The 22,431-nt window shown below is 46.6% G+C and carries 26 protein-coding genes and 1 pseudogene; 4 read left to right on the top strand and 23 right to left on the bottom strand.

The genetic code is table 11. The features are described 5' to 3' along the window. Window positions 1-95 precede the first annotated feature (95 nt). On the top strand, window positions 96-1,289 hold the full coding sequence (locus OCV29_RS20990) for an AIPR family protein (protein ID WP_073604549.1): 1,194 nt from the start codon (window positions 96-98) through the stop codon (window positions 1,287-1,289). A 39-nt stretch (window positions 1,290-1,328) separates the two neighbouring features. Here OCV29_RS20990 and OCV29_RS20985 read toward each other — a convergent pair whose 3' ends face one another. The 19 genes and pseudogenes from OCV29_RS20985 to OCV29_RS20895 all read right to left on the bottom strand — a co-directional run bounded on the left by OCV29_RS20985 (window position 1,329) and on the right by OCV29_RS20895 (window position 10,189). Then, window positions 1,329-1,481: a hypothetical protein gene (locus tag OCV29_RS20985; protein WP_159440295.1), complete on the bottom strand. Its 153-nt coding sequence runs from the start codon at window positions 1,479-1,481 to the stop codon at window positions 1,329-1,331. Beyond that, the gene (locus OCV29_RS20980; protein WP_175561562.1) at window positions 1,474-1,632 is read right to left on the bottom strand and encodes a hypothetical protein; all 159 of its coding nucleotides are present in this window, start codon (window positions 1,630-1,632) and stop codon (window positions 1,474-1,476) included. The genes OCV29_RS20985 and OCV29_RS20980 overlap by 8 nt, the downstream gene beginning before the upstream one ends. After that, the gene (locus OCV29_RS20975; protein ID WP_073604550.1) at window positions 1,632-1,853 is read right to left on the bottom strand and encodes a hypothetical protein; all 222 of its coding nucleotides are present in this window, start codon (window positions 1,851-1,853) and stop codon (window positions 1,632-1,634) included. Before OCV29_RS20975 ends, OCV29_RS20980 begins: the two co-directional genes overlap by 1 nt. 100 nt (window positions 1,854-1,953) lie before the next feature. Next, window positions 1,954-2,472 (bottom strand): virion protein, encoded by a 519-nt coding sequence (locus OCV29_RS20970; protein ID WP_245796906.1) that lies wholly within the window; start codon window positions 2,470-2,472, stop codon window positions 1,954-1,956. Next, window positions 2,465-2,629 (bottom strand): hypothetical protein, encoded by a 165-nt coding sequence (locus OCV29_RS20965; RefSeq protein ID WP_175561563.1) that lies wholly within the window; start codon window positions 2,627-2,629, stop codon window positions 2,465-2,467. Before OCV29_RS20965 ends, OCV29_RS20970 begins: the two co-directional genes overlap by 8 nt. Then, the gene (locus OCV29_RS20960) at window positions 2,622-3,149 is read right to left on the bottom strand and encodes a hypothetical protein (RefSeq protein ID WP_073604551.1); all 528 of its coding nucleotides are present in this window, start codon (window positions 3,147-3,149) and stop codon (window positions 2,622-2,624) included. Before OCV29_RS20960 ends, OCV29_RS20965 begins: the two co-directional genes overlap by 8 nt. Further along, complete coding sequence (locus OCV29_RS20955; protein ID WP_073604552.1) at window positions 3,146-3,754, bottom strand: YdcH family protein; 609 nt, start codon at window positions 3,752-3,754, stop codon at window positions 3,146-3,148. The genes OCV29_RS20960 and OCV29_RS20955 overlap by 4 nt, the downstream gene beginning before the upstream one ends. A gap of 3 nt (window positions 3,755-3,757) precedes the next feature. Beyond that, entirely contained in the window at window positions 3,758-4,471 is a 714-nt protein-coding gene (locus tag OCV29_RS20950; RefSeq protein ID WP_073604553.1) for a hypothetical protein, read from the bottom strand. Between the two features lie 137 nt (window positions 4,472-4,608). Continuing rightward, window positions 4,609-5,007: pseudogene (locus OCV29_RS20945) on the bottom strand (hypothetical protein); the annotation flags it as partial. Then, window positions 5,004-5,216, bottom strand: a complete 213-nt coding sequence (locus tag OCV29_RS20940; protein ID WP_073604554.1) for a hypothetical protein — start codon at window positions 5,214-5,216, stop codon at window positions 5,004-5,006. The gene OCV29_RS20940 and the pseudogene OCV29_RS20945, both read right to left, overlap by 4 nt. Then, window positions 5,213-5,374, bottom strand: a complete 162-nt coding sequence (locus OCV29_RS20935; protein WP_175561564.1) for a hypothetical protein — start codon at window positions 5,372-5,374, stop codon at window positions 5,213-5,215. Before OCV29_RS20935 ends, OCV29_RS20940 begins: the two co-directional genes overlap by 4 nt. 8 nt (window positions 5,375-5,382) lie before the next feature. Next, entirely contained in the window at window positions 5,383-5,673 is a 291-nt protein-coding gene (locus tag OCV29_RS20930; protein WP_073604555.1) for a hypothetical protein, read from the bottom strand. 9 nt (window positions 5,674-5,682) lie between these two features. Continuing rightward, window positions 5,683-6,510, bottom strand: coding sequence for a major capsid protein P2 (locus OCV29_RS20925; protein ID WP_073604556.1), 828 nt, complete (start codon window positions 6,508-6,510; stop codon window positions 5,683-5,685). Window positions 6,511-6,759: 249 nt separating this feature from the next. Beyond that, the gene (locus OCV29_RS20920; protein ID WP_073604557.1) at window positions 6,760-7,416 is read right to left on the bottom strand and encodes a helicase HerA domain-containing protein; all 657 of its coding nucleotides are present in this window, start codon (window positions 7,414-7,416) and stop codon (window positions 6,760-6,762) included. A 114-nt stretch (window positions 7,417-7,530) separates the two neighbouring features. Further along, complete coding sequence (locus OCV29_RS20915) at window positions 7,531-8,037, bottom strand: hypothetical protein (RefSeq protein WP_073604558.1); 507 nt, start codon at window positions 8,035-8,037, stop codon at window positions 7,531-7,533. A 16-nt stretch (window positions 8,038-8,053) separates the two neighbouring features. Then, on the bottom strand, window positions 8,054-8,425 hold the full coding sequence (locus tag OCV29_RS20910; RefSeq protein WP_073604559.1) for a hypothetical protein: 372 nt from the start codon (window positions 8,423-8,425) through the stop codon (window positions 8,054-8,056). Continuing rightward, a complete protein-coding gene (locus OCV29_RS20905; protein WP_073604560.1) occupies window positions 8,418-8,699 on the bottom strand; it encodes a hypothetical protein in 282 nt (93 codons plus the stop codon). The genes OCV29_RS20910 and OCV29_RS20905 overlap by 8 nt, the downstream gene beginning before the upstream one ends. A gap of 573 nt (window positions 8,700-9,272) precedes the next feature. Beyond that, window positions 9,273-9,878, bottom strand: a complete 606-nt coding sequence (locus tag OCV29_RS20900; RefSeq protein WP_073604561.1) for a uracil-DNA glycosylase family protein — start codon at window positions 9,876-9,878, stop codon at window positions 9,273-9,275. Further along, window positions 9,875-10,189 (bottom strand): hypothetical protein, encoded by a 315-nt coding sequence (locus tag OCV29_RS20895; RefSeq protein WP_073579377.1) that lies wholly within the window; start codon window positions 10,187-10,189, stop codon window positions 9,875-9,877. The genes OCV29_RS20900 and OCV29_RS20895 overlap by 4 nt, the downstream gene beginning before the upstream one ends. A 223-nt stretch (window positions 10,190-10,412) precedes the next feature. Here OCV29_RS20895 and OCV29_RS20890 point away from each other — a divergent pair, with 223 nt between their 5' ends. The 3 genes from OCV29_RS20890 (at window position 10,413) to OCV29_RS20880 (ending at window position 11,737) form a co-directional block, all read left to right on the top strand. Continuing rightward, complete coding sequence (locus OCV29_RS20890; RefSeq protein WP_073579376.1) at window positions 10,413-10,673, top strand: helix-turn-helix domain-containing protein; 261 nt, start codon at window positions 10,413-10,415, stop codon at window positions 10,671-10,673. A gap of 268 nt (window positions 10,674-10,941) precedes the next feature. Then, window positions 10,942-11,226 (top strand): PepSY domain-containing protein, encoded by a 285-nt coding sequence (locus OCV29_RS20885; RefSeq protein ID WP_073604562.1) that lies wholly within the window; start codon window positions 10,942-10,944, stop codon window positions 11,224-11,226. Window position 11,227: 1 nt separating this feature from the next. Further along, entirely contained in the window at window positions 11,228-11,737 is a 510-nt protein-coding gene (locus OCV29_RS20880; RefSeq protein ID WP_073604563.1) for a cytochrome b/b6 domain-containing protein, read from the top strand. Window positions 11,738-11,787: 50 nt separating this feature from the next. Here OCV29_RS20880 and OCV29_RS20875 read toward each other — a convergent pair whose 3' ends face one another. From OCV29_RS20875 to OCV29_RS20860, 4 genes are all read right to left on the bottom strand, one after another. After that, window positions 11,788-12,168: a cyclase family protein gene (locus tag OCV29_RS20875; protein WP_217653306.1), complete on the bottom strand. Its 381-nt coding sequence runs from the start codon at window positions 12,166-12,168 to the stop codon at window positions 11,788-11,790. Beyond that, complete coding sequence (locus OCV29_RS20870) at window positions 12,128-12,613, bottom strand: cyclase family protein (protein ID WP_217653307.1); 486 nt, start codon at window positions 12,611-12,613, stop codon at window positions 12,128-12,130. The genes OCV29_RS20875 and OCV29_RS20870 overlap by 41 nt, the downstream gene beginning before the upstream one ends. A 130-nt stretch (window positions 12,614-12,743) precedes the next feature. After that, window positions 12,744-14,651, bottom strand: coding sequence for an ATP-binding protein (locus OCV29_RS20865; RefSeq protein ID WP_175561565.1), 1,908 nt, complete (start codon window positions 14,649-14,651; stop codon window positions 12,744-12,746). 224 nt (window positions 14,652-14,875) lie between these two features. Then, window positions 14,876-22,390: a non-ribosomal peptide synthetase gene (locus OCV29_RS20860; protein WP_261887401.1), complete on the bottom strand. Its 7,515-nt coding sequence runs from the start codon at window positions 22,388-22,390 to the stop codon at window positions 14,876-14,878. Window positions 22,391-22,431 lie beyond the last annotated feature (41 nt).

Raw genomic sequence — 22,431 nt, 5'->3', positions numbered from 1 at the left:
ATAATATTAGGGTTCGGTTTCATCTGTTTGTAGCTAGGTTGCTACCAAACGTAAAGTTGGCCGATGGCAAAAATTAGCAATATAAGGAGTCTATTATGACTACACTATCCCTAGATCCATCTAATAAACCTCAAAGCAATTTTGTATTACCATATCATTCTCTTCGTAATATTTCTTGTCCAGATGACACGTCAAATAATCGTAAGATACTATCTGGCCATGTAGCTGCTAAACATGTTTTAGAAATGTCGACAAATGAAAATGTGCGTACATATTTGTTAGAAGCTGAAGGTAAAAAAAGGAAGGTTCCTACTGCGGTTCATCGTGCTATAAGAGAGACTCTGGAAAATTCTCCGGAAAAATTTTCTGTATTGAACGGGGGTCTTACTATTGTATGCTCTTCTTATTCTGTAGATGAAAAGAAAAAAATACTCACTCTTGTCAATCCAAGCATAATTAATGGTGCACAAACTCAGGGTATTCTACGTGATTATTATAATTCATTAGATGATCCTGAGACTAACTTCCCCGATATCCACATTTCGTATCAATTAATTGTCACAGAAGATACATCTTTGGTCGCTGAAATATCGATTTCTCGTAATTTCCAAAACGATGTTAAATTGTTATCTATTTCCGGGAAATTGAGCTATTTAGATGACTTAGCACATTGTATGGAAAAAGGGCTTGGTAAAAAAATAAAACGCTCAGAAACAGACGTATCCGATTCGTATATTGATACAGAGAAGTTGTTACAAGTGCTGACAGCTTTTATTCCTGAACCTATCTGGGTTAGCGTTGGTCGTGGTGAGTTATCTAATAAAACTTATGCTTATAACCAGAAAGCTAAATGTTTAAAAGAGTTTATAGAACTAAAAAAAGCTATGAGTAATAATCCTACAGAGGCTCAGTCGGAGTTATATCAGTTATTATTAGATATCGCTCCACGTGCTTGGGAGATCTATAATGGATGGAAAGTACATGATGGTTTTCAAGGCACTGGTTTACGATGTATTCAGAGAAATGGTAGAGATATTGTCGATGTTCCTGATGGAATTGTGTTCCCTATAATTGCAGCTCTTTCAACATTTGTTACCAAGATAGATGATAAATGGATTATTGATATTCCCGATATTTTTCGAGATGATGATCTAATTCAGGCTGCAAAATCAACGTATATGGAAATTGCAGGTAGCAAACCATATGTAATGGGACGTTCAAAAGCTTCGTATTCCTCTTTAAGTCAAGTGACTAGTATCTACAAACGGTTGATATCTTCTCAGCACTAACAAAGTCATAGCAAAAAGCCCCTTCCGGGGCTTTTATCATCATTTCTTTTTCCGAACTCTGGCGCTTTTCTTTCCTGCTGCGCTGAGCTTTTTTCTCATGGCTTCAGCAAAACGTTTATTGGTCTTCCATTTCCGTTTGGTTGCGTTGCCACCTTTCCGGCCAGCCTGACGAACGGTCATTGATTTAGCCATGACTTTCTTTCTCCAGCTGGGTGATCCGGTTGTTGTGTTGATCGAGTATCCGCTTAATCCAGCTGATATCCGTTCTGAGCGTCACACCAACCCCGACACCGCTAAACAGCGCACTGACTCCGGCAACAATTAACGTCTGATAATCTGCCATTATTTAAACTCATTGCGCAGTGTTTCCCATAAACCAAGCAGAACGGGGACTGTAGTCCCGATGATGCCGCCATACTGCACGCCGGTATCTGTCACACTGGCTGTGAGTAAATCCGGGTGTCCCATTGCCAGTGCTGCACCGGCCCCGACCAGAGCCAGACCTTTTTTAGTTGAAGGCTGACTCAAGTCGATACCTAATTTGTCTTTGATAAAATCACTCATAGTAAACCGCCCTTTTTCAGATATTTAATTGTGTACGCTGCAACAATCGCCCCGGCGACCGACAGCGCTATTTTTTGCAGATAGAATTTGGTTGTTACATTCATGCAAGCATCACCCCATCGCGGGCCGTGCCGATATCGTAATACTGGCCGCACTCCTGCCGACTCATTGCAAGCAGCACATTCGATAAGGTGTTTTTGTCGTAGACATCGACCACCTGACCGGGCGCAATGCCGGTCCAGTTACTCACGTTCTGAATGTATATAGCTGTGTCGTTCTCGCTGGCCGGTGCCCAGCGGCTGATCATTTGTGACAGGGTTTTGTATCCGCTCCGGTAGTACGTGCGCAGAATCCTTGCTCCGGCCCTGAATCCGTATTCCGGGGATTGAAACTCAACAAAGGACGGGTCAGCGTTGACCGTGCACATGCCCTGCCAGCTTGTGCCGTTGTCGCGGATATTGAGCGGGTTATTGTTGCGAACGCCCCGCGGTTGATTTGATTTCACTGTATTCTCTCCTGCTCCTGTTGTTGCAGTGCTGGCCGTATAGGTCCGGTACATCAGGTAACTGATACCGGCCAGTGATGAAAGTGCAGCACTGAGCAACACCCATTTATTCATTGCTGGCTGGCTCCGGCTCTGTGAACTGGCCGTTGATGTATTGCTTGCCCAGTAAACTATCGTCAAATGCCTGTACAGCGATTTGATTAGGCACTTGAGGCGGAAATGACATCACTCCGACAACAATATTGTTTTCATTCAGTTGTACGCTAAACATATTCAATGACCTGTATTCTCATGTATTTATCTGCTGAGCCGATTCGGTTCAAACTCAGTGTTGTTGATGACGTCAGCACTGCATACCCAGCCGAATCTTCTACATTCACGTTCACAAATGTTTTTGCCGGGTTCACCGCAGGAATGTTGATGGTCCCGTGTGACTTGACTGTGATTTGATAAATGCGCCGTATCACGCTGTGATTACTGATGGCCGTCAGAACCTTTGTTTTTGAATCGGAGCAAGCCGTAATCACCGCTGTTTCTGTCGCTGCAACAGCCGTTTTTGTTGATTCAATCGCCGATTCAAGCGCTGTTCTGGTCTGTGTGAGTGTTGTCGATGCCTGCTCACTGACAGAGCTGAGCGATTCAGTCACATCGGTTTTCACTGCATCAAGCTTTTCTGTGACCGCTTCAGATAAAGCGCTCTGGCTGCTCTGCATCTCTGTCTGAGTTGCTGCGAGTTTCTCAGCCAGCGCCGCAAAATCTGAAGACAGGTCAACCGGATTGTTAATTTTCATTGAACCCCCATAATGGTTAATATTGCGGTGGTCTGACTGGCGTTATAAGCATACAGTTCACCCGTATAATCAATGCTTAGGCTACCAATCGCGGACTTACTCCCCATCACCAGTAAGCCCCGGTTCGCACCTGTACTCTTGTCACCAATCCTGACTTTCGTCATCTCATCACTAATCACCTGAATCGTGACCTGACGGAACCCGCCAGCGGTGAGCCGGACGCTTTCACCCGGCTGGATGGTGATGTCATCAAACGTACTCATCTGAGCGGGCAGAATGGTTTTCACTTTCAGCCCGTCATCTACTTTGACATGAGCTTCAAATTGAATTGGTTCAACGATACGGCGGATCACAATGTCATCGGTTGCCGCCGGTTTGTGCTCCAAATCTGAAATCTGATAGTCAAAATTCACATCATCTGACTGATGATGCTCGATAAACATCTGTTCGAACTGCTCGACATTGATCCGGTCTCCGGTTTGTAACCGCTGAGGCCGCAGGCCGTCGGCAGAAATAAACACCGGGGCGGACGTGGAACGGACTATCAGATAACGGCCCCGGCCACCGACTGAGATAGCTATCTGTTGACTTGGTTTGACAATCATCAGTTATCTCCTCATCACTGCAATGGCGACCAGACCGACACCAAAGGCCGCAGCTACAGCGATGGCGACTTTCATCATGTCCGATGAAGCCCCGGTTTGACTGCGTTGTGCTGTTTGGCCCGCCATGGTGAGCGCTGCCCTGGCATTCTCATTACTCTGATTCGCCATAGTCTTGACGGCACTGATACTGTCCGCGCTGTTCTTGCGCAGATTTTCCATAGCTGCCTTGGTTGTTTCCGTCTGTTGCTTCACTGACTTTGAACCAAAACTAAGTGCATCAGAGAATGACTCCTGAGCGGTAGACAACGCGCTTTTCAGTGCTGCCTGATTCGACTTCAGGGCCTCTTTCGTGGTGTCTTTACTGAAGTCGAGCGCCTGATTACCAAAGTCGAAAGCGCCTTTCATGGCTTTCTCATTTGACTTCAGAGCATCTTTACCAAAATCCAGTGCATCACTACCAAAATCAAACGCGGCTTTCGTCGTCTTTTCATTTGACTTGAGTGCATCAGAGACCGCCGCTGAATTGCCTTTAATCGCAGCCCCGGCGATGTCTGCCGCCGCTTTAACTGCCCCCTGATCTGTCATGGTTGCGTTCAGTGTGCTGTTGTTCGCACCACTGATGACCACCCCCAGATTATCGCCACTGATCGCACTGGTTCCGCTTGTGTTCGTGTTTGTTGTTGTATTTGAACTTGAAGATTTTCCCCCGCCTCCCATAGTTAAAGCCCTCCGGTATTCATAAACATCACCGGCATCATTTGAGGCCTGTGATATACCGGCCGGGCGAATCCGGTTTCAGCATTTCTTGTTAACCCGTACCCGGCCCGGATAGCTTCCTGACGATTTGATTTGTACAGATTCAGAGACAAGACGGATTCAGCACCGGAAGTTTTGATAACTTTAAAACCAAATGACCGCAATAACCGGGTCATACCGGGCCGGACTGTATGATATTTAATACTGCGATACCCCTGAGACCTTACTGCTTCGATGATATGCGGTGCTGCCTGTTTCAGTCCCTTTCCTGTCATGGCCAGAATCAGATATTCGTTATCACCTGTCACATAACCGATAAAGCGCACTGATGCCCCATGCCCTTTTAGTTGATAGAAACTGGCTCCCAGATTCATCACTGATTCACGACAAAACTGATATTCGTATTTCGCTGCCGGAACCCCGTTAAATGCCGGACGAATTAATGAAAATTGCGTGTTGATATCGGCCCGTCCGGGCCGGATTAGTGTAAATTTCATTTTTTCATCACCCACCATGTCACCCCCACTGCGACAACAATCCACGGTAACCATGTACCGGGGCCGTTGCTGCCAAAATTGATTGAACCATTCTTGATTCCCCCGATATCGTTCTGACCTTTCGCCGAACTCGGGCCAGCGGTTCCCCCGCTGGCACTAATCGGCATTGAGCCACTGTTTGTCAGGCCGCCGCCAAAGCTCGGTATCATTTCGCCCCCTTAACCATCTTGTAAGCGAGATAGCCCCCGCCCCCAATGGCCGCAAGTTTCAGCATCTTGGTTGCACCTGAGCCGGACCAGAACCCGGCACCAAAACCGAGCGTTCCGGCTGCTCCGGCAACAAGTGGGATCAAATAAAGTAACGGCATGTGACCCCCTATTTCTTCAGTGCCATGACACACACCCCCAGAACGAGCACCGCAGCGATACCCCCGCCAACATAAATCAGCGTTTTATCTTTCTGGCTGGCTTGTGCTTGCTGGCTGCCGGTCACAGCATTGCCGTGATTATCAGCCTGCTTTGTACTCTGTGGCTGGGTGTTAGCATTGACTGTACTTGCATCTGGCCGGGTGACACTGTCAACCAGTGAATCCCAGCCTTCCCCAACGCTGTCGAGCATGTCTGTCCCGTAATTCAGGGCGTCATCCACCCATGATCCCCATGACATAGAGCCCCCTTAAGCCTTCGCCGCCTGAGCTGCTTCGAACACTTCCGGACGAACAATTTTCACGGATTCAACGATGATCGGGATAGCTTCGCCCGGCTCATCGGTTTTCACCGTGAATTTCAGCTCATTGATATGCTCTGTACGGAACAGCTCATCAATAAAGTAACCGCGCATGATTGGATCAAAGACATACATATCTGAGGGCCAGTATTTCTTGTTCCGTTTGGCCCGCATCATCTCGACTGTTTTAGTCGTGTCATAGACCTTGATGTAGTCGTTATGAATTTCGAGGGCATTGACCTTTTCAGAGAGAAAGAACATCCGGCGGACCAAGATATAGGGGCCGGATACCAGATTCAGAAATTCATTTTCTGTAGAGCTGGCCTGCATGGTTTGTCTTTTGATTTGCGGTACCACAACCCGCATCGGTTGCTCTGGTGAAACGCTCGCATGACCCTTGAGCATAATTCCCGGCGCGTTATCATCTGAGCTGGAAGCGATTTCAACTTCAAGAATGATGTTGTCCCCCTGTTCAGTCACCAGTGCCGAGTACCGCATTCCGTTTTTAGTCTTGGCTGAAATATCCGCCAGCGGGATATGATAAAAGCCGGGACTGCTTGGCATGCCTTTATAGGCTTCCAGTGCTTTCATCAGTTTTCCATCAAGTACAATGATTTCATCACCGTTGAGCGTCACTGAGACCCGTTTAAGCTGTTCCGGGGTGAGGTTTGTTTCTAAGAAGATCTCTTCATAGGTTGGCCCGGTTGGTACGGTCAGAGTGGCCTTTTCACCATAGCCCACACCGGTAAATGAGTTCATTTTCATCACTGAATTCATGGTGTTAGTCTCCGATCACGTCTTCGACTGCATCAACGTTGTTCGATGCCCAGACTACGCCAGCCGCTACAACCGCAGCAATGATGCCAACAATGGCAATATTTTTTCCTGTAAGTTTCATTTCTACCTCAATAAAAAACCGTCCGATGTTGGACGGCTTTATTGATACAGGGAGAAACGGCTTGAATGCCTAATACGGATATGGCTTCAATATGGCTTAAGTGTGATTTACCTCTCAAAAAAACCGGTTTACCAGCGGATTTTACCCCTTTCAACCGTGATACCGGACTGCTTAAAATACTCAAATTGTTTGAGCTGTGACTGTTGTGTTTCGCTGATACCGGTCAAATCTTCAAGATACCGGCGTCCCTTGGGTGTTTTGGTCAACATGATGTAGCCATACTCACAATTATCAATAATCGTCTTGCTGACTTCCTGCCCGCGCTGAAACAGGTTAATTGTATGGATATTGTAAGAGCGTCCCAGACGTAATAATTTACCGTGATAGCCGGTTGCTTTCCCGGCCCCTTTTGAGTTCTCCGCCACTTCCTCGCATATCACTTTGAGTGGTTTGATATGTTTGCCGTTGCCACACCCCCAGATAACTTTACAGAACAGATCAAAGTCATCCGGGCCGGATTCTTCAGGCCGGTAGGCGATTTTAAACCCCTGCCCGGTTTCGCGTCCGGCCAGCATTGCCCGCGCAAACTCCCCCGGATGGGTATAAACCCGAATTTTGCGACCCTGTAACAGACCGTCATACTCCCGTTTGGGGTCGTAGATAGCCACTTGGTCAGTCGGCTTTATCAGTAATTTCTTTGCCAGTGATGATTTCCCGGACCCGGACATCCCGACCACGTATGCATGATTGTTGCTGAGTCTGTTGTTGTTATTAATTGGCTCCATAATGCCACCTCAATAAAAAAACCGCCCACATCGGGCGGTTCTATTGATATGTCTTTATATGGCTTCAATGCCTAATACTTATATGGCTTGGATACCATATAAATGTGAGATACATCACGCCGGGACTACTTCAACCTGTGCTTCCTGTTGGGCTTGAAGTGCAATCCGGTCAGCAATTTTATTACTCCGGTACTGACGGGCCACAGAAAGGCCTACCGTCATCAGGGTCAAGCTAAGCATGGCTTCATCTTTGAATTTCATGACTTTGGCCAGCCATGGCGGAACTTCATTACCATACTTGAGGATGAGCGGCGCGGCGTACTTCGTCAGTGCTTCCGCATTTTCCTGACCAATCTCAAGTCGTTTATCCAACAGGGTCTGAATCCCTTTTTCCAGTCCGCCAACGGCAATCATGGCAGCAAATTCAGCAGATTCCTCTGTCAATTCATCATCTTCCGCCTGTGCTTTGGCCTCTGCCGCTTTTTGGGCTTCTTCTGCCGCAGCATCAGGATCAAATTCCTGATTAATCTCCGCGACAAAACTTTGTTTATCCGCATCAGAGTGCGTTTCTGTTTCACTGGCCTGTTCAGTCTCAGGCACTAAATCTGTTTCTTCACTCATGGTTTTTCTCCACTGGTTAAAAAGCAAGCCGGAATAAGCCGCCTAAGATACTGCCCAATAACCCGCCCGCGATAACACATTTACCCATATCAGAATGACCTGATTCAGGCTCACCAGTGCGGATTAACTCACCTTTGACAGCTTTTTCCGGGGATGACGGCTCAGGGATAGTTTTTTCAGGCACTTTATCAAGTTCCTCAAGTGGCTTGTAGCCGCTTAAATAGTCCTGAACCTGTTTGGTGCTGCGTTGCTCTGTTCCGCAGTTCTCACAGCGACCTATCAGAAATCCGGCACGTTTCCCGGCACAAGACCTGACGGCCATTGGCCGGGAGCACCCCGGTGCAGTACATTTGACATACCCGAGGATTTCTTTGTCGTCTTTATCCATGCTGGCGAGACTCCTCAAGCAAAGAGAACTTGCGGTTCAGCTCGTTGATTTGCTCCTGATGATTGCGAAGCAGATCAATCAAGCGATCAAAGATCCGGTTTGCACTTTTGAAGTGCGTGACAGCAAAGTCTTTGACCACGCTAACAAGCTTATAGACGGAAACTTTTGACCAGTCCGGGGATTCAGCTTCAAGCTGGTTCCGGGTGGTGATGATATCGTTCAGATTGTTCGTGAACTGTTCGTGAAGTGAAGAAGATATTTTTTGTTGGCTCATATTCATTTGATACCTATGAATAAGAACGCATCCAAAGTCACGCACACTGTATATTTGTGCATATTAAATGTCAAAATTTCCGCCCTCTCTCCTGCTAAGCCCGTCGCGAAGCGACAGAAACGGCCCCTGTCACTCAAGCGCATGATGAAGCTGATCGACTGTGTTGAAAGAGTCTCGTTCCGGGGCCCGTTAAATCGCCTGATGCAGTGTTGATAGGCAAGTTGTCCAAGGCGATTTAATGGGAGGTATTTTTATCCCCGGTTTTCCGGGGATAAGGAAATAAAACTCTTTATACCCTTAAGGGTATCTATTCTAGTCTTTAGACTATGAGTGCATGTTACAGGGGCTGTGAACCGGGCCGGTCAACCGGGAGTAGTTTTAGTTACCTATACATAGGCTTATCCACATGTGGATAAAAAAAACGGGCAAATAATGAACAGCAAAATAGATCTGCATTGTGGATAAAGGATCTAAACTTCCGCTTCCCGGTTTACGTTTGCTTATAAAGTGAACAATAAAAAATGACAGGTACAAAAAAAGCCCCAGTGAAGGGGAAAAACAACGTCAGTAAGGCTAGGTATGAATGGGTTCTGATGCGGCCTGACGCGCTTCTTTGCGGCGTCGGCGTAATAAAGTGATTGGGGTCTGAATATATTTCACAGGACGATTCAGGCGCTTAGCGAGCAGCTCAAGCCATGATTTTGAGGCTTGCCGGGCTTCTAAATACTGTTCGTAAATGCCTAAATCAATAAAGTATTCGACGGTGACACGCTTGATAGATGCCAGTCCCCGCCATTGATCGCGGTTTTCTTTCCCGGTGTAACGTTCTCTGGGCTGTTTTGAGGTGATCCAGCCTTTGATAAAGGCATACTTTGCGCATTGCTTCACGCGCCAGACCGGAAGCCCTGCCGCTTCGGCAATGAATCCCCACGTTCTGAGTGAAAAGCCGTGTACCGTTGCGACACCAACTTTGTTTGAACGAAAGCACATCTCATTGACAAGCACAGTCATCACTTTGCAGATGTCACGGACAAATGATTGCCGGGTCGCCCTGCCGTTATCAGTAGTGAATGCTGATGAAGAAGACGGACACTGAGCCACCTTTTCCAGAACAGCACGATTCAGCGCCGCCAAGGGGCGGTCTGAACGTTGTTTGCCGGTCTGGTTGATTAGGCTCATGCTGATAGTTCTTCCTGCAATTCACGGATCGCATGTTGACTCAGGTAATGCTCAAGTCTGGATGTCGAATGATAGATGTCTTCTCTTGCTTCAAATGCTTTTATAGCCGCTTCAAAGAAGTCAAAGTGTTTGAATGGCATGTGTTCAAGAACTGAGGTCACAGCATGATTAAAGTCATCAAACTGATTTGGATCGAGCTTCAGAGCTGGTTTGTAGATCGTTTTTATGATGCGGTAAGCATTTTTAAATGCTTCCTTTTCTTGAGGGATATCACAATTTACAGAATCGTGTAATTTTCGCTTATTAACCATGCGCTTAGTTCCTTGTGTTCAATGCCTTGTGTTGCCTTCCAAGAAGGCGCTCTCTTCCCCGGCACTGATTCGACTTCGGATGGTTCCCGGTTTCAGAGTTGCAATCCGGAGAAGAGAGCTAACACGGAATTGATGTTATTTGACTTACTTTGCATACGCAATCACTTGATAGCGTAGTGCACTGCTCCATGTCCTAGTTTATCCTTGGCTTTAGGAGGCAAATATGATCACTAGTCTTGAACTTTTGGACATGCTAAAAGCAGAAGCTGACTTGCATAGCGATTATGCCGTTGCAAAATTTCTGAATGTTTCTCATCAGGCTGTATCAAGGTGGCGAAATGGTAAGGTTATGAGCGAGGAAACAGCGACAAAGATAGCAAGAATTTTAGAAATAGACGAAGACGTTATTATCTTGTCTAATATAGTTGAGAAGCAAAAAAATGAAAAAGCGAAAGCAGCCTTGTTAAAGCTAATGGCCTCCTGACCTTCTCAAAATAAGAAATGTATATTCAATGATAAGCCTCTGATTTCAGAGGTTTTTTGTTTAACTTAAATAGTCGTGATTCTATACGTTATGTTAAATATATAATGATCCAAAGCAACCCACAAACAACTCGCCCACAAGTTTATAAGCTGTATTCATTCAATCAGTTAAAGGAATTTTATTCAGCGATTCTCTTCCTCTTAAGTTTTCCTTAAGTTTGTGCCGTAATACTGAAACCGTAATTTATACAGCCATTAAGGAATATATCATGAAGCTTAACAAAACAACGTCTCTGATCACCCGTGGTTTTCTGTTGTCATTTACTTTGGTCTCTGGCGCAGTATTTGCGGATCCGCAATGTACAACCGCACCTGAAAATAACTGGATTCCTTTCGAAAAAGCCAAGCAGCAAGTTTTGGATATGGGGTATAAAATTAAAGTATTCAAAAGAACACATACACAATGTTATGAACTTTATGGTTATGACAAAACCGGAGAACGGGTAGAAATCTATTTTAATCCGGTTGATATGAGCAAAGTTAAAGAGGAATGATATGTCTAAACATTACCGTTGGGACCTATTTGTCAGACTGACTCACTGGATCGTTGCTGTTTCGTTTTTTGCGAACTTTTTATTGACTGAAGAAGGCGGCTTAACCCATCGATGGGTTGGATATACGGTGATCGTGACTGTCAGCTTACGTTTGCTGTGGGGGCTGATTGTCAAATCCCCTGCCCGGTTATCTGCTTTTAAACCTTCGGTGAGTGGTGCACTTGAACATTTGTCTGAAGTATTTAAAACCAAAGAAGACCGGCATGAGGGACACAATCCAGCCGGGGCAATAATGGTCTGGGTGCTTTGGTCTGGGTTATTACTGACAGGTTTGTCCGGATGGGCAACACAGTGGGATGTATTCTGGGGTGAATCCTGGCTTGAAGACGTCCATGAAACTGCAGCAAACCTGACAATGGCCGCGGTTGTGATTCATGTCAGTGCAGTCATTTTTATGACTCACTGGACAAAACACAACTATATCCGGGCAATGTGGTTCAGAAATAAATAAGACTTTAAGAAATGAAAGCCTTACAACAATGATGCAGTAAGGCTTTCATTTTATTCTGGTATAAATGCTGTGATGGATACCGGTGCTCCGGATCCTTGATTCAGCCGCAATAAACCAATGGCTATCGTAGCGCCTTTTACAGGCATTTGATCCAGATTTGCAACACATTCAAGAGCGATTTTGTGATGAGTGGCCAGTAATGTGTTCGTTTGGTATATCTCGCTCTGGCTTGGGTCCAGCCCGTGAGTATCAATCCCTAATCCACCAATTTGTCTCTGAGAGATTAAAAAACCGGTGACTTCTCCGCTGATTCCAGGGAAATGTAAAACACCCTGTTTATCCTGATTAATAAACTTCTCCGGAGTGCTCCAGTAGTCTCCCCAACCCGTATTAAAAAAAACTAATGTTTCGGCTGGTATTTGTCCGTTCACTTTTTTCCCAGGACTGAATATCTTTCATCGAAATAATATAGTCCGGATTGTTTTTTACGGCAGCCTTCACATTGATGACAATGGCCGGAAGTACCAAAGAAGAAGCCGGAAAGCTATCAATTCCCTGCCCGTTATCAACAAAACTATTTGGGGCGTTCATATGGGTTGCACTATGTTCGCCAATTGTAAACTGCCTCAGGTAATAACCATCTTTGCTCATGGTTGCGACGGATTTGAATGAAACTTCAGGATCTCCTGGCCACAGAGGTATTGACTCTTTAATCGGGTGACTCAATTCTAATATATGGCTGTACTGTATACTTTTCTCTTTCATTTCTTTCGTAAATCCATAAGGGCTGATGAGTAACATACTGAAGAGTAATGGAATTAATGTATATCCGGATAAAGTTTTTTTTAAAGGGAGGCTCTGATAACGATACTTCATAATTTTTCATTCCTACAGCGAGAGAAAAACCGGTGCCCGGAAGCATACCATAGTTCTATATTCAATAAATATTATCCAGCCATATTTCATATATAACTATTTTTATATATAAGTTCTGTTAATCAATATGTTATCCGGAAATACGATGTTTGGCTCTGGATAATACCTTTTTGATATCCTTTTGCAGAACCGGTTTAATCAGGATGTCATTCATACCGGATTTCCGGTACTTCTCAATATCACTGGTATAAGCATTGGCTGTGTAAGCGATGATATAAGGCTGTTTTATTCCATTCATCTGCCGGATCTCTCTTGTCAGATCAATGCCATTGAGTCTGCCCATGTGAATATCCATTAAAATCACATCATATTGATTTTGATAAACGGACTGAAGAATAGTATCCATATCTTCTTCTCCCCGTTGTATTTCAACCTCATGCCCCTGATGTTCAAGCATGATTTTAGCCAGTGACAAATTGACATCACTATCATCGACGACCAATACCCTCAGGCTTTTGGAAAGTATTGAATTGACTCCTGTTCCATGAATCTGACTTTCAGAGTCTTCAACAGGAGCCTGAGTGGCCACCTGACATTGAATATCAAAGAAAAAAGTTGTCCCTTCATCAACTTTGCTGTTCAAATCGATAGATCCACCCATCATTTGAATCAGCTGCAGGCTGATTGATAAACCGAGCCCGCTTCCGGCGGATTTATTTTGATGATGGTTTCGTATTTGGTGAAATGGCTTAAACAGTTGATCCCGGTATTCCGGCGCAATTCCGATACCTGTATCTGATACTTCAAATCTTAAATTCAGTGCCGGTAACTCCGAGACCTGCTGTAATACAGTTAAACGGATATGTCCTTTATCAGTAAATTTTGCTGCATTACCTAATAAATTGATCAGTATTCTGCGTAATTTTTCTGGATCTGCGTTGATATACCCGGGAACAGTCTCCGCCAAATAATAGTCAAGGACAATATCCGGTGAATTTAGCTGGGGCCTGATTAAACCGAGTATCGACTGAATAAATGGTTCTAAGGCAAAATCATGGCATTCTAAAGTCTCCTGCTCTGATTCTATCTTTGACAGATCAAGCACATTATTTGCCATGGACAAAAGAGAAAGGCTGCTGGAGCTGATAATATGCAGGTACATTTGCTGAGAAGAGTCCAGAGATGTTTCTGAAAGCAATTCTGTTGCTCCGATCACACCATTTAGTGGTGTGCGTAACTCATGACTCATGACGGCGACAAACCGGCTTTTTGCCAGATTGGCTTCTTCGGCAGCTTGTGTTGCTTTCTGAAGCATCTCTGCATGAGCCTGAGCCTGAGTATACCGGTTGCGGATATATGAGAAATACACTGCAACAAACATACTGAAATCAACAAATAAGAAAATGGAAAATCCGGCAAAGTGGATGATCTGGTTATATAAATGCTCATAGTAATCTTCCATTGAAACTTCAGCACCGGCAATATAAGTTGTGCCATCAGCTGAACGCTCCGGAACAAACACAGCCCGGAAATCACCCCAGTGATCACTATAATCTGTCCAGATAACCCGTTTTTCCCGTAAAGCAGTTAATAACGCCTGACTGGCATCTGGATATGGGTCAAAAAAGCGCACGTAATTATTTTCTTTCAGCTCTTCTTCTGTCGCACTGGAAGAAATAAGAATAGCTTCTCCGTTCCTTTCTATAACGGTATATAAATAAGTTAAATTCAGTTGACGGCTGAAACGGGTCAGATTCTGAATCGTATTCCAGTCTTGTGCTTCTGTTTTGTCGTGTTTACTTTTCAGATGATCATGATAATGATCACCCAGCGCAGCGACTGTCAGTAAAGCGCCACTATAGAGACGGCTGTTAATTTCTTCATCAATTGACTTTTTTGCCTGACCATAAAGATAAAAAACAAATGAAATGCACGAAAGTACATAGATAAAACCAAACAGGATGAACTTCCATTTACTGCGGAAATAGTGGTTATTTATCTTATCCTGCTGCTCCTTCACTTCAAAGGCTTGCCCCATGTACTTCATCCTGCTTTTCTGATCATGCGATGAAAACGACCATTTTATAGAAACATGATTTAATATAACAGCTATCTTGATCAACCTGCGGGCGCTATCTCAACTATAAGAAAATCTTAAATATAAGAATATCTTAATTATAAGAAAAAGCTTGCCTGATCGAACCAGACAAGCCTCTGTTATGAGAACGTCATGTGACAGGACGTGACAGATCATCTCAGTTTTTAATCAAATATCGAATCCAGCTCTTCATTGGTGATATCGATATCAAATGACGAAGTTTCAGAGTGAGACTCATGATAACAGGTCAGATATTCAGTCAGCTTTATCAGACTATCTTTAAAGAGGCTGACCATTTGCTGAATTTGCTCATCACTATATTGTTGTCCGCAGCTGATAGTGACCATCAATCCGGCTGCTTCCCTTAACATCAGCCAGTCCAGTTCATGTTCGCACGGCATATCCGGATGCTGTGCCAGCCCCGGAACATCGAGATCCAGCCTGAGATCTGCTGATGCAGATGACTGATGCTGTGAAAAATCGCCCAGATAATTAAAACTTACCTGAGGCGTGAACTGATACTGCGCGTCATTCTCAGCCCAACGGCATAACATATAAGCCAGACCTGGTTCCGTGATTTCTCCGGCTTCTGCCGCTAATTGCTGCAATGTTGCTGCATCGTCCGGCTGATTTTTCAGCCTGAATGGATAGAAGCAGGTAAACCAGCCGACGGTCCGGCTGATGTTCAGCCTGACTTTGTCGGCTGGGAGACCGCTGCGGCCATGCCCTTCCATTGTGATCAGATGTTCCTGATGACCTGTCAGCGACTGCAAAGCCCGTCCAAGTGCTGTCAGATATACATGCTCTGTCTGATAAGGTGTCTGGGCCAATTGTTCTGTTAAAGCCGCCACTAGCGTATTATCGATGCAGAAGGTATGACTCCGGCTGGTTCCGGCAGTTCTGCCGCAATGATGCGTGCTTGTTGTATGTGATAGTTCCGCCAGTGATTTCCAGTGGTCATGATGTAACTGGTGCATGACCGATGAATCAGATTTTAATTGCATCACATGTTGGCTCCAACGGCCGTATGAGTCTGTTTTTGATGGCAATTTTGTTTTTGATGGTAACTGTGCGTGAGCATCGGTCAGCAGCGTCGTTAAGTCTGTCAGAATAATCCGCCATGAAACCGTATCAATGATCAGATGGCTGGCAAGCATCAGTAATACATCGTGTTCTTTCAGATGGATAAGAATCACCCGGAACAGGGGTTGCTCTGAACAAAATCCGGATTGCCACTGATTGAAGCACGCTGTATCCATCTCATCGATCTCAGTTACCTTCCGTTGATCTGAAGTTTCAAGCCGGAATACAACCTCTCCACCGATATGGCAAACATACGCATCATTATGACGATGAATCTGTGCTCTTAATAAGTCATGGTGCGCCAGCAGGTGCGTGAATGCCTGTGTCAGGCTGTTTTCGTTCAGACGTCCGGCCGCGTGCAACATACAGTTTTGATTAAACCAGAACGCCTGATCACCAAATGTTGAGAAAGCCCAGCGCTGTACCGGACTGAGCGGGAATGTGCCCGAAACTATACCCTGATCGATGGTTTCACTTCTGTGCTTATCCGCAACCAATGCCAGTTGTGCAATTGTCGGATTGAGGAATATATCCCGGGTGTCCAGACTGATATTCACCTCTGATAAACCTGCGACAACCCGGATTGCACTGATAGAGTCACCGCCCAGCGCAAAGAAATTATCTTCGGCACTGATCTGTGAGACAGACAGCACCTGTTGCCATATCCGGGCGATTTCCTGCTCCATTGTGCCGGAAAGTGGCACGGGTTCTGAGCCCGTGGTTTCCGGAAGCGGTAAGCGGCTTTGATCGACTTTGCCATTGACCGTCAACGGAAAAGAATCAACCAGATTGATCAGATGAGGTACCGAATAATGCGGCAGACGGTCAATCAGATATTCCTGGATACTGGTTGCCTGCAGCGCTGGTTTTTCCAAAATCACACCGGTTTGATGCTCAGGAAAGACCCGCCGGTAAAACTCACTGTCCCGGAAATGATGACTTTGATGTAACGAGTGACAGTCTATTGCCGTGCTTTCTCCATTTGATTGCTGCAACTGACCCGTGATGTAAAAATCCGGATTCAATCCGTTATCGCAAAGCCGTCGTTCGATCTGTAAAATCAGTTCATCGCCAGGTGCGACTGTTTTCGTTTGCCCGTCAAAGAGCGGAATGTACACTGGCAGCCAGCTTTTATCCGCGAAGAGTGAATCCAGATAATTGTCCTGATCAACGTATAACTGCAGCCAGCAGATTAAACCGGACAACGGGGCCGCCTGAGTGATCGAAAGCCGGGTTTCGTGCGTTGCTTCCGGCGGAACCGGCTGTGTGTAATCCAGATCTTCGAACACGCCATAATCACTGATAACAGCCTGCTGCGGTAAGTTTTTGATACAAAGGCGTAAATCAAACGGCTGCCCGTTCGATTCAAAAATCTGCGTTATATAATGAGATGCAATCGGCGAAAATCCTGCATATAACATATCGTGATCCAGAGATACGGCTGCAAGCGATGTCAGGGTTCGCATCGGCAACATATGAGATGGATCTTTGAGTAAATGCCGGCAACTGTTGATCAGCTTTGCGGCGCCCTCTGAGCCACCAATACCGCCGATAATTTCAGAAATACACCAGTCTGCCGGTTCGGGTAACACAGCCTGCCGGATATCGGCATGGATGATTTCTATTTTTTCTTCCAGCCCCAGTGACTTCACTTTTTCGGTCGCTTTACGGTAGGTTTCTTCCAGTAACTCAATGGCATACACTTTTTTTGCGCCGGCCTGCACGGCCAGACGGGATAGAATGGCTTCCGAGCCCGGTCCGATTTCCAGGACCACTTTATCTTTCAGATAACGACGAAATGCAGCGGAATACACCGCATTCCGGGCTTCATCATTCGCCATCGCGCCGTACAACACATCGTCATAAACATAAAACTCAGCCACTGAAGGCCACAGTTCCGGTTGCTGCTCCAAAATCACCCATGCTGCCAGTTTGGTTTGCTCACCCGCCTGATAACCAGCCACATGAGCCGCAGCAATCTCATGATGTGCCAGCAGATGGTTTTCAACTTCGCTGGTATCAATCCGGAACGCATTGATTTTCACCTGATGATCGTTACGCCCCGCATAGATTAAGCGCCCTTCCCGGTCCCGGCATGCCAAATCGCCGGTTTTATACATCCGGGTTTGATCGGTGAATAATCGCAGAGATTCGGGCACATCGACAAAAGCCATTTCAGTGGCCTGCGCATCATTGACATAACCTCTTGCCAGCCCTTCTCCGGCAATCCAGATTTCTCCCGGTACACCCACCGGGGCCAGGCAGTGATCGTCAGTGACAATCCACATTTCTGTATTCGCCACTGGGTTGCCGAGTGAAACAACGGCATCCGGGTTAATTTGTTGTTCAGACATCGCAGCAATGCTGGCACACACTGAAATTTCCGTCGGGCCGTAAGCATTGAATACGTTCATTGACCGGCTGTAATGCAACATATCTTTCGCATCTGCTGCTTCTCCGGCCGTAATCAATGTTTGCAGCCCCGATAAATCCGGCTGATTCAGCGCCTTGAGATAAGCCGGAGGCAGCGTTACGGTCGTGATCTGTTGTTCACTGAGATATTGCAGAAAGCGTTGCGGCTGTTCAATGGTTTGTTGATCGATCAGAATCAGCCGTGCCCCGCTGAACAGTGCCATAAAAATATTCGCCAGCGATGCATCAAATGATAGCGCGGCAAACTGCAGCACCCGGCTTTCCGGATGTATCTGAAATATCTCAATCTGGGCCAGAGACATGTTAACAAAACCACGATGTTCAAGCAGGACGCCTTTGGGTGTGCCGGTAGAGCCCGAAGTGTAAATCAGGTAAGCCGGCGCCTGAGGAGCGATGTCTGGTAAAACAACAGATGAGGTGACATTGTCACTATTTGTGGCCCCTTGTGATGATGTTGCGCATAATTCTTCCGGAGAAAAGCAGCGTATTTCAGGCGGGAGTAACGCACTGAAGGCAGCTTGTGCACAGATGACTTTACAACAACCACTCTGTTCGAGCTGAGAACGGATTCGCGCCTGTGGCAGAGCGATATCCAGCGGCATATAAACACCACCCGCCATCAGGGTAGCCAGCATCGCCACAACACTGGCTGGATGTCTGTTATAGGCGACGCCAATGATTTCACCGGGCTGACATCCGTTCGCCAGCAGCGCTCTTGCCTGGCTCCGGGCTGCGGACAATAATTGCTGATAAGTTATTTCGTCACAGCCATCGCTCAGCGCGATTGCTGATGGAAAGCGCTGGCAGGTTTGTGTAAACAGCGACGGAATCGTGTGAGACTGGCGCGGTATCACCGGCCCCTTGCTCCATTGCCGGAGCTGCTTCTGCTCATCTGGCGGCAAAATATTCAGACTGCTGAGTGTCTGTCCGGTATGGTTGATCATCCCTGTAATCAACTGAGTAAAGTGTTCTCCGCAGCGCCGGATGCGGTCCGGTGAGAAAATATCACTGTTGTAGTTAATATCCAGCAATAGCCCGTGCTCATCTTCCTGAACATGAAACAGTAAATCACACCGGCTGATATCCCACTGGCTGCTCTTTTCGACCGGGATCAGCGCGGTGTCTCCCAGCCGGAGCGCGGCAACGTCAAAGTTTTGCATCACTAACATGACATCAAATACTGCGGCACGGGAAATATCACCGGCAATATCCAGATCTTCAATCAACGCTTCATAAGGATAATGCTGGTGTGCCAGTGCTTCATTGATACAGGCTGACGTCTCTTCAATCGCCCTGCCAACCGGCGCGAGCGGGTCAAGTGCTTGTCGCAGTGCCAGTGTATTGACGTAGTAGCCAATCTGTTCATTCAGTTCCGGGTGCAACCGGCCTGCAACCGGTGAACCAATCACCACATCTTTCTGGCCGGTGTAGCGATACATCAGGGTTCTGACGGTCAACATCAGCACAGTGAACAAGCTGACTTTGTGTTGTTTTGCCAGCTGGTTCAGCCCCTCACTCAATAATGATGACAACGCAACCCGCTGGGTTTTCCCGTTGAATGTCCGCATGGCCGGGCGCGGATAATCCCGCGGGAGTTCCAGCACCGGTAAAGGTCCGGCCAGATGATTCAGCCACCATGTGCGGCTCTCCTGCCCGGAGACTGACTGCATCTGTTGCTGCTGCCAGATGACATAATCTTTAAACTGCAGGCGCAGGGGGGCTTCTGTCTTGAGTGGATTCAATATGGGTTGATTCGACATGGACTGATTTGCAACAGCGTCTTGTCTGTATGACTGATATGCATCTGCCAGCTCTTTGATGAAATTCGTCAGAGACCAGCCATCACAAATCATATGATGGATGTTAAACAGGAAAAGCTGTTTGCCGGTTTGCTGACAGCGGCAGACATCCATCCGGATTAATGGCCCCTGTTGTAAGTTAAAGCTCAGATGCTGGTTTTCATCGCAGAGCTGCTGAATCACAGTGTCGCTCAATTGATCATACGTCTGCTGTCCAACCTGAAAGGTCGTTTGTGGCTGTATTTTCTGCCAGACTTTGCCCTCTTTTTCGAAAAAGACGGTCCGGAGCGATTCATGACGTTGAATCAGTTGCTGACACGCCTGATTGAGAGCAGGAATATCAATCTCTCCCTCGACCAGATACTCTTCAGGCAGGTTATACACATGAATGCCCGGATACATTTTATGCAGCGTCCACAGTCTTTCCTGCGCTGCCGTCACCGGATAAGCATCCTGTACGGGTGCACAGGGAATGGTGAGATATGTGTGTTGCTCCTGCTGTGATAAATATGTCGCAACAGACTGAATCCGTGAATCAGCCAGCCACTGTTTGATACTGACTTCCTGACCGAATTCTTTGTAAATTGCTGACAAAACCCGCATCATTTTGAAGGAGTCACCACCCAGATCAAAAAACTCAGTCGCAACACAGACGGTTTTCAATCCCAAAATCCCGGCCCAGATCTGAGCCAGCTTTTCTTCAACCGGTGTCTGCGGTGCAACAACATCCTGACAGGCATACAGCATTGCTTCGGGCTCCGGCAGAGCCTTACGGTTAATTTTGCCATTGATCAGTGTCGGGAACTGAGGCAGATGAACAAAGTGTGCCGGGATCAGTGCCTCACCGATCCGGGTCGATAACGCCTGACGAATCTCCGCTGCCGTCAGTGTTTCCGCCAGAGTCTCTTTGCAGTTGTAATAACAGCAAAGCGTTTTCTGATGATTTTTTTCGATGGCTTTCACTGCCACCTGATGTATGCCGTCAATATCACGGCAGGCTGCTTCAACCTCTCCCAGTTCAATCCGGATACCGTTCACCTTCACCTGATTATCCAGCCGCCCCAGGCACATGATATCGTCGTCATTGAGATAACGCCCCAGATCACCGGTTTTATATAAGATATCACGCTGATCATCCTGCAGAGGATTTTGCACAAATACAGCATCGGTGGTGGCCTGATCCTGTAAGTATCCCAGGCTGCGATAAGGTGTGCGGATGTAAATTTCACCAATAGTGCCGGGCGGACATAACTGTTGCCCGCTGATAATCAGCACATTCGTTTGCGGTAAAGGTTGCCCGATGGGAACCATTCCTTCTCCGGTTTCATCCCGATCAATCACATGGAATACTTTCGCCAGCGTGGTTTCCGTCGGGCCATAGAGGTTGACCAGAGAAATATGCGCACCACCGGCCGCCCGCCAGGCAGAAACATCCTGATAATACAGCGGCTCACCGGCCAGTAAAACGCGTTTCAGGGCGGGTAACTTTTGTGTCTGTTCTGCCGGTATTTGTGACTGTTGCAGTGCTTCAGTCATGAGCCTGAACACCGAAGGCACACAATGCATATGCGTGACACCGGCTTCTGCCAGCCAGTGAAGTAACCGGTGTACCTGCCGCCGGATTGCTTCTGTCGGCACTGCCAGCGTGCCCCCGGCAGTCAGTGGTAACAGAATATCCCGCAGACTGACATCGAAGGTGACCGGTGCCAGCCAGGAACAAACGTCGTCCTGAGTGAAGGCAAAAGTCTCTCTTTCCCAACTGAGGAAATGGGCCAGCCCTTTGTGCTGCCCGACCACAGCCTTCGGCAGACCGGTTGATCCAGAGGTAAACATGATATAGCAAGGATCGGCTCCCTGAACCGTAATTCCCGGATTGTTATCATACTCAGCCTGCTGACATTGCGTCTCATCAAATCTGACATCAATCGTGAACAGGTCCGGATGCCCGGCGGGTAAATCCGCTTTATTGCGGGTATACAGCACGGTATTAATCTGTGCTTTCTCCAGCAAATAGCTCAGACGCTCTTCCGGCAGGCGGGTATCGAGCGGAACAAAACACTTCCCTGCTTTACCGCAGGCAAGCATTGCCGCCACATAAGCCGCTTCACTCTCAATCATAATACCGGTATGAAAAGAGAGCTGAGGCGCTGAAAGCTGCCGGGCAATCATATTGCTCCAGCGGTTTAACTGACGGTAAGTCAACTGATGTGTTCCGGTGTTGAGCGCAATATGTTCAGGATGGTGAACCACCTGATCTTCAAACTGTTCAAAATAAGCATGACGTGACATGACGTTTCCCCAGAGTATTGTTGTAATCGAAAGTTGTTTTAATCGAATATTGCTGTGATCAAATATTGTTGCCATCAAATATTGCTGTAATCGTCCGGTGACAAACCGACAGCTTC

This window comes from Vibrio aerogenes (assembly GCF_024346755.1).
GTDB classification, from domain to species: Bacteria; Pseudomonadota; Gammaproteobacteria; order Enterobacterales; family Vibrionaceae; genus Vibrio; species Vibrio aerogenes.
The sequence above is the reverse complement of the archived record's forward strand: the minus strand, read 5'-3'. Positions and strand labels throughout refer to the sequence as shown.

Excerpts from the sequence above, each read along its gene's own strand:
- OCV29_RS20990 (WP_073604549.1), top strand. The coding sequence starts at position 96 with ATGACTACACTATCCCTAGATCCATCTAATAAACCTCAAAGCAATTTT.
- OCV29_RS20985 (WP_159440295.1), bottom strand. The coding sequence starts at position 1,481 with ATGGCTAAATCAATGACCGTTCGTCAGGCTGGCCGGAAAGGTGGCAAC.
- OCV29_RS20980 (WP_175561562.1), bottom strand. The coding sequence starts at position 1,632 with ATGGCAGATTATCAGACGTTAATTGTTGCCGGAGTCAGTGCGCTGTTT.
- OCV29_RS20975 (WP_073604550.1), bottom strand. The coding sequence starts at position 1,853 with ATGAGTGATTTTATCAAAGACAAATTAGGTATCGACTTGAGTCAGCCT.
- OCV29_RS20970 (WP_245796906.1), bottom strand. The coding sequence starts at position 2,472 with ATGAATAAATGGGTGTTGCTCAGTGCTGCACTTTCATCACTGGCCGGT.
- OCV29_RS20965 (WP_175561563.1), bottom strand. The coding sequence starts at position 2,629 with ATGTTTAGCGTACAACTGAATGAAAACAATATTGTTGTCGGAGTGATG.
- OCV29_RS20960 (WP_073604551.1), bottom strand. The coding sequence starts at position 3,149 with ATGAAAATTAACAATCCGGTTGACCTGTCTTCAGATTTTGCGGCGCTG.
- OCV29_RS20955 (WP_073604552.1), bottom strand. The coding sequence starts at position 3,754 with ATGATTGTCAAACCAAGTCAACAGATAGCTATCTCAGTCGGTGGCCGG.
- OCV29_RS20950 (WP_073604553.1), bottom strand. The coding sequence starts at position 4,471 with ATGGGAGGCGGGGGAAAATCTTCAAGTTCAAATACAACAACAAACACG.
- OCV29_RS20940 (WP_073604554.1), bottom strand. The coding sequence starts at position 5,216 with ATGATACCGAGCTTTGGCGGCGGCCTGACAAACAGTGGCTCAATGCCG.
- OCV29_RS20935 (WP_175561564.1), bottom strand. The coding sequence starts at position 5,374 with ATGCCGTTACTTTATTTGATCCCACTTGTTGCCGGAGCAGCCGGAACG.
- OCV29_RS20930 (WP_073604555.1), bottom strand. The coding sequence starts at position 5,673 with ATGTCATGGGGATCATGGGTGGATGACGCCCTGAATTACGGGACAGAC.
- OCV29_RS20925 (WP_073604556.1), bottom strand. The coding sequence starts at position 6,510 with ATGAATTCAGTGATGAAAATGAACTCATTTACCGGTGTGGGCTATGGT.
- OCV29_RS20920 (WP_073604557.1), bottom strand. The coding sequence starts at position 7,416 with ATGGAGCCAATTAATAACAACAACAGACTCAGCAACAATCATGCATAC.
- OCV29_RS20915 (WP_073604558.1), bottom strand. The coding sequence starts at position 8,037 with ATGAGTGAAGAAACAGATTTAGTGCCTGAGACTGAACAGGCCAGTGAA.
- OCV29_RS20910 (WP_073604559.1), bottom strand. The coding sequence starts at position 8,425 with ATGGATAAAGACGACAAAGAAATCCTCGGGTATGTCAAATGTACTGCA.
- OCV29_RS20905 (WP_073604560.1), bottom strand. The coding sequence starts at position 8,699 with ATGAGCCAACAAAAAATATCTTCTTCACTTCACGAACAGTTCACGAAC.
- OCV29_RS20900 (WP_073604561.1), bottom strand. The coding sequence starts at position 9,878 with ATGAGCCTAATCAACCAGACCGGCAAACAACGTTCAGACCGCCCCTTG.
- OCV29_RS20895 (WP_073579377.1), bottom strand. The coding sequence starts at position 10,189 with ATGGTTAATAAGCGAAAATTACACGATTCTGTAAATTGTGATATCCCT.
- OCV29_RS20890 (WP_073579376.1), top strand. The coding sequence starts at position 10,413 with ATGATCACTAGTCTTGAACTTTTGGACATGCTAAAAGCAGAAGCTGAC.
- OCV29_RS20885 (WP_073604562.1), top strand. The coding sequence starts at position 10,942 with ATGAAGCTTAACAAAACAACGTCTCTGATCACCCGTGGTTTTCTGTTG.
- OCV29_RS20880 (WP_073604563.1), top strand. The coding sequence starts at position 11,228 with ATGTCTAAACATTACCGTTGGGACCTATTTGTCAGACTGACTCACTGG.
- OCV29_RS20870 (WP_217653307.1), bottom strand. The coding sequence starts at position 12,613 with ATGAAGTATCGTTATCAGAGCCTCCCTTTAAAAAAAACTTTATCCGGA.
- OCV29_RS20865 (WP_175561565.1), bottom strand. The coding sequence starts at position 14,651 with ATGGGGCAAGCCTTTGAAGTGAAGGAGCAGCAGGATAAGATAAATAAC.
- OCV29_RS20860 (WP_261887401.1), bottom strand. The coding sequence starts at position 22,390 with ATGGCAACAATATTTGATCACAGCAATATTCGATTAAAACAACTTTCG.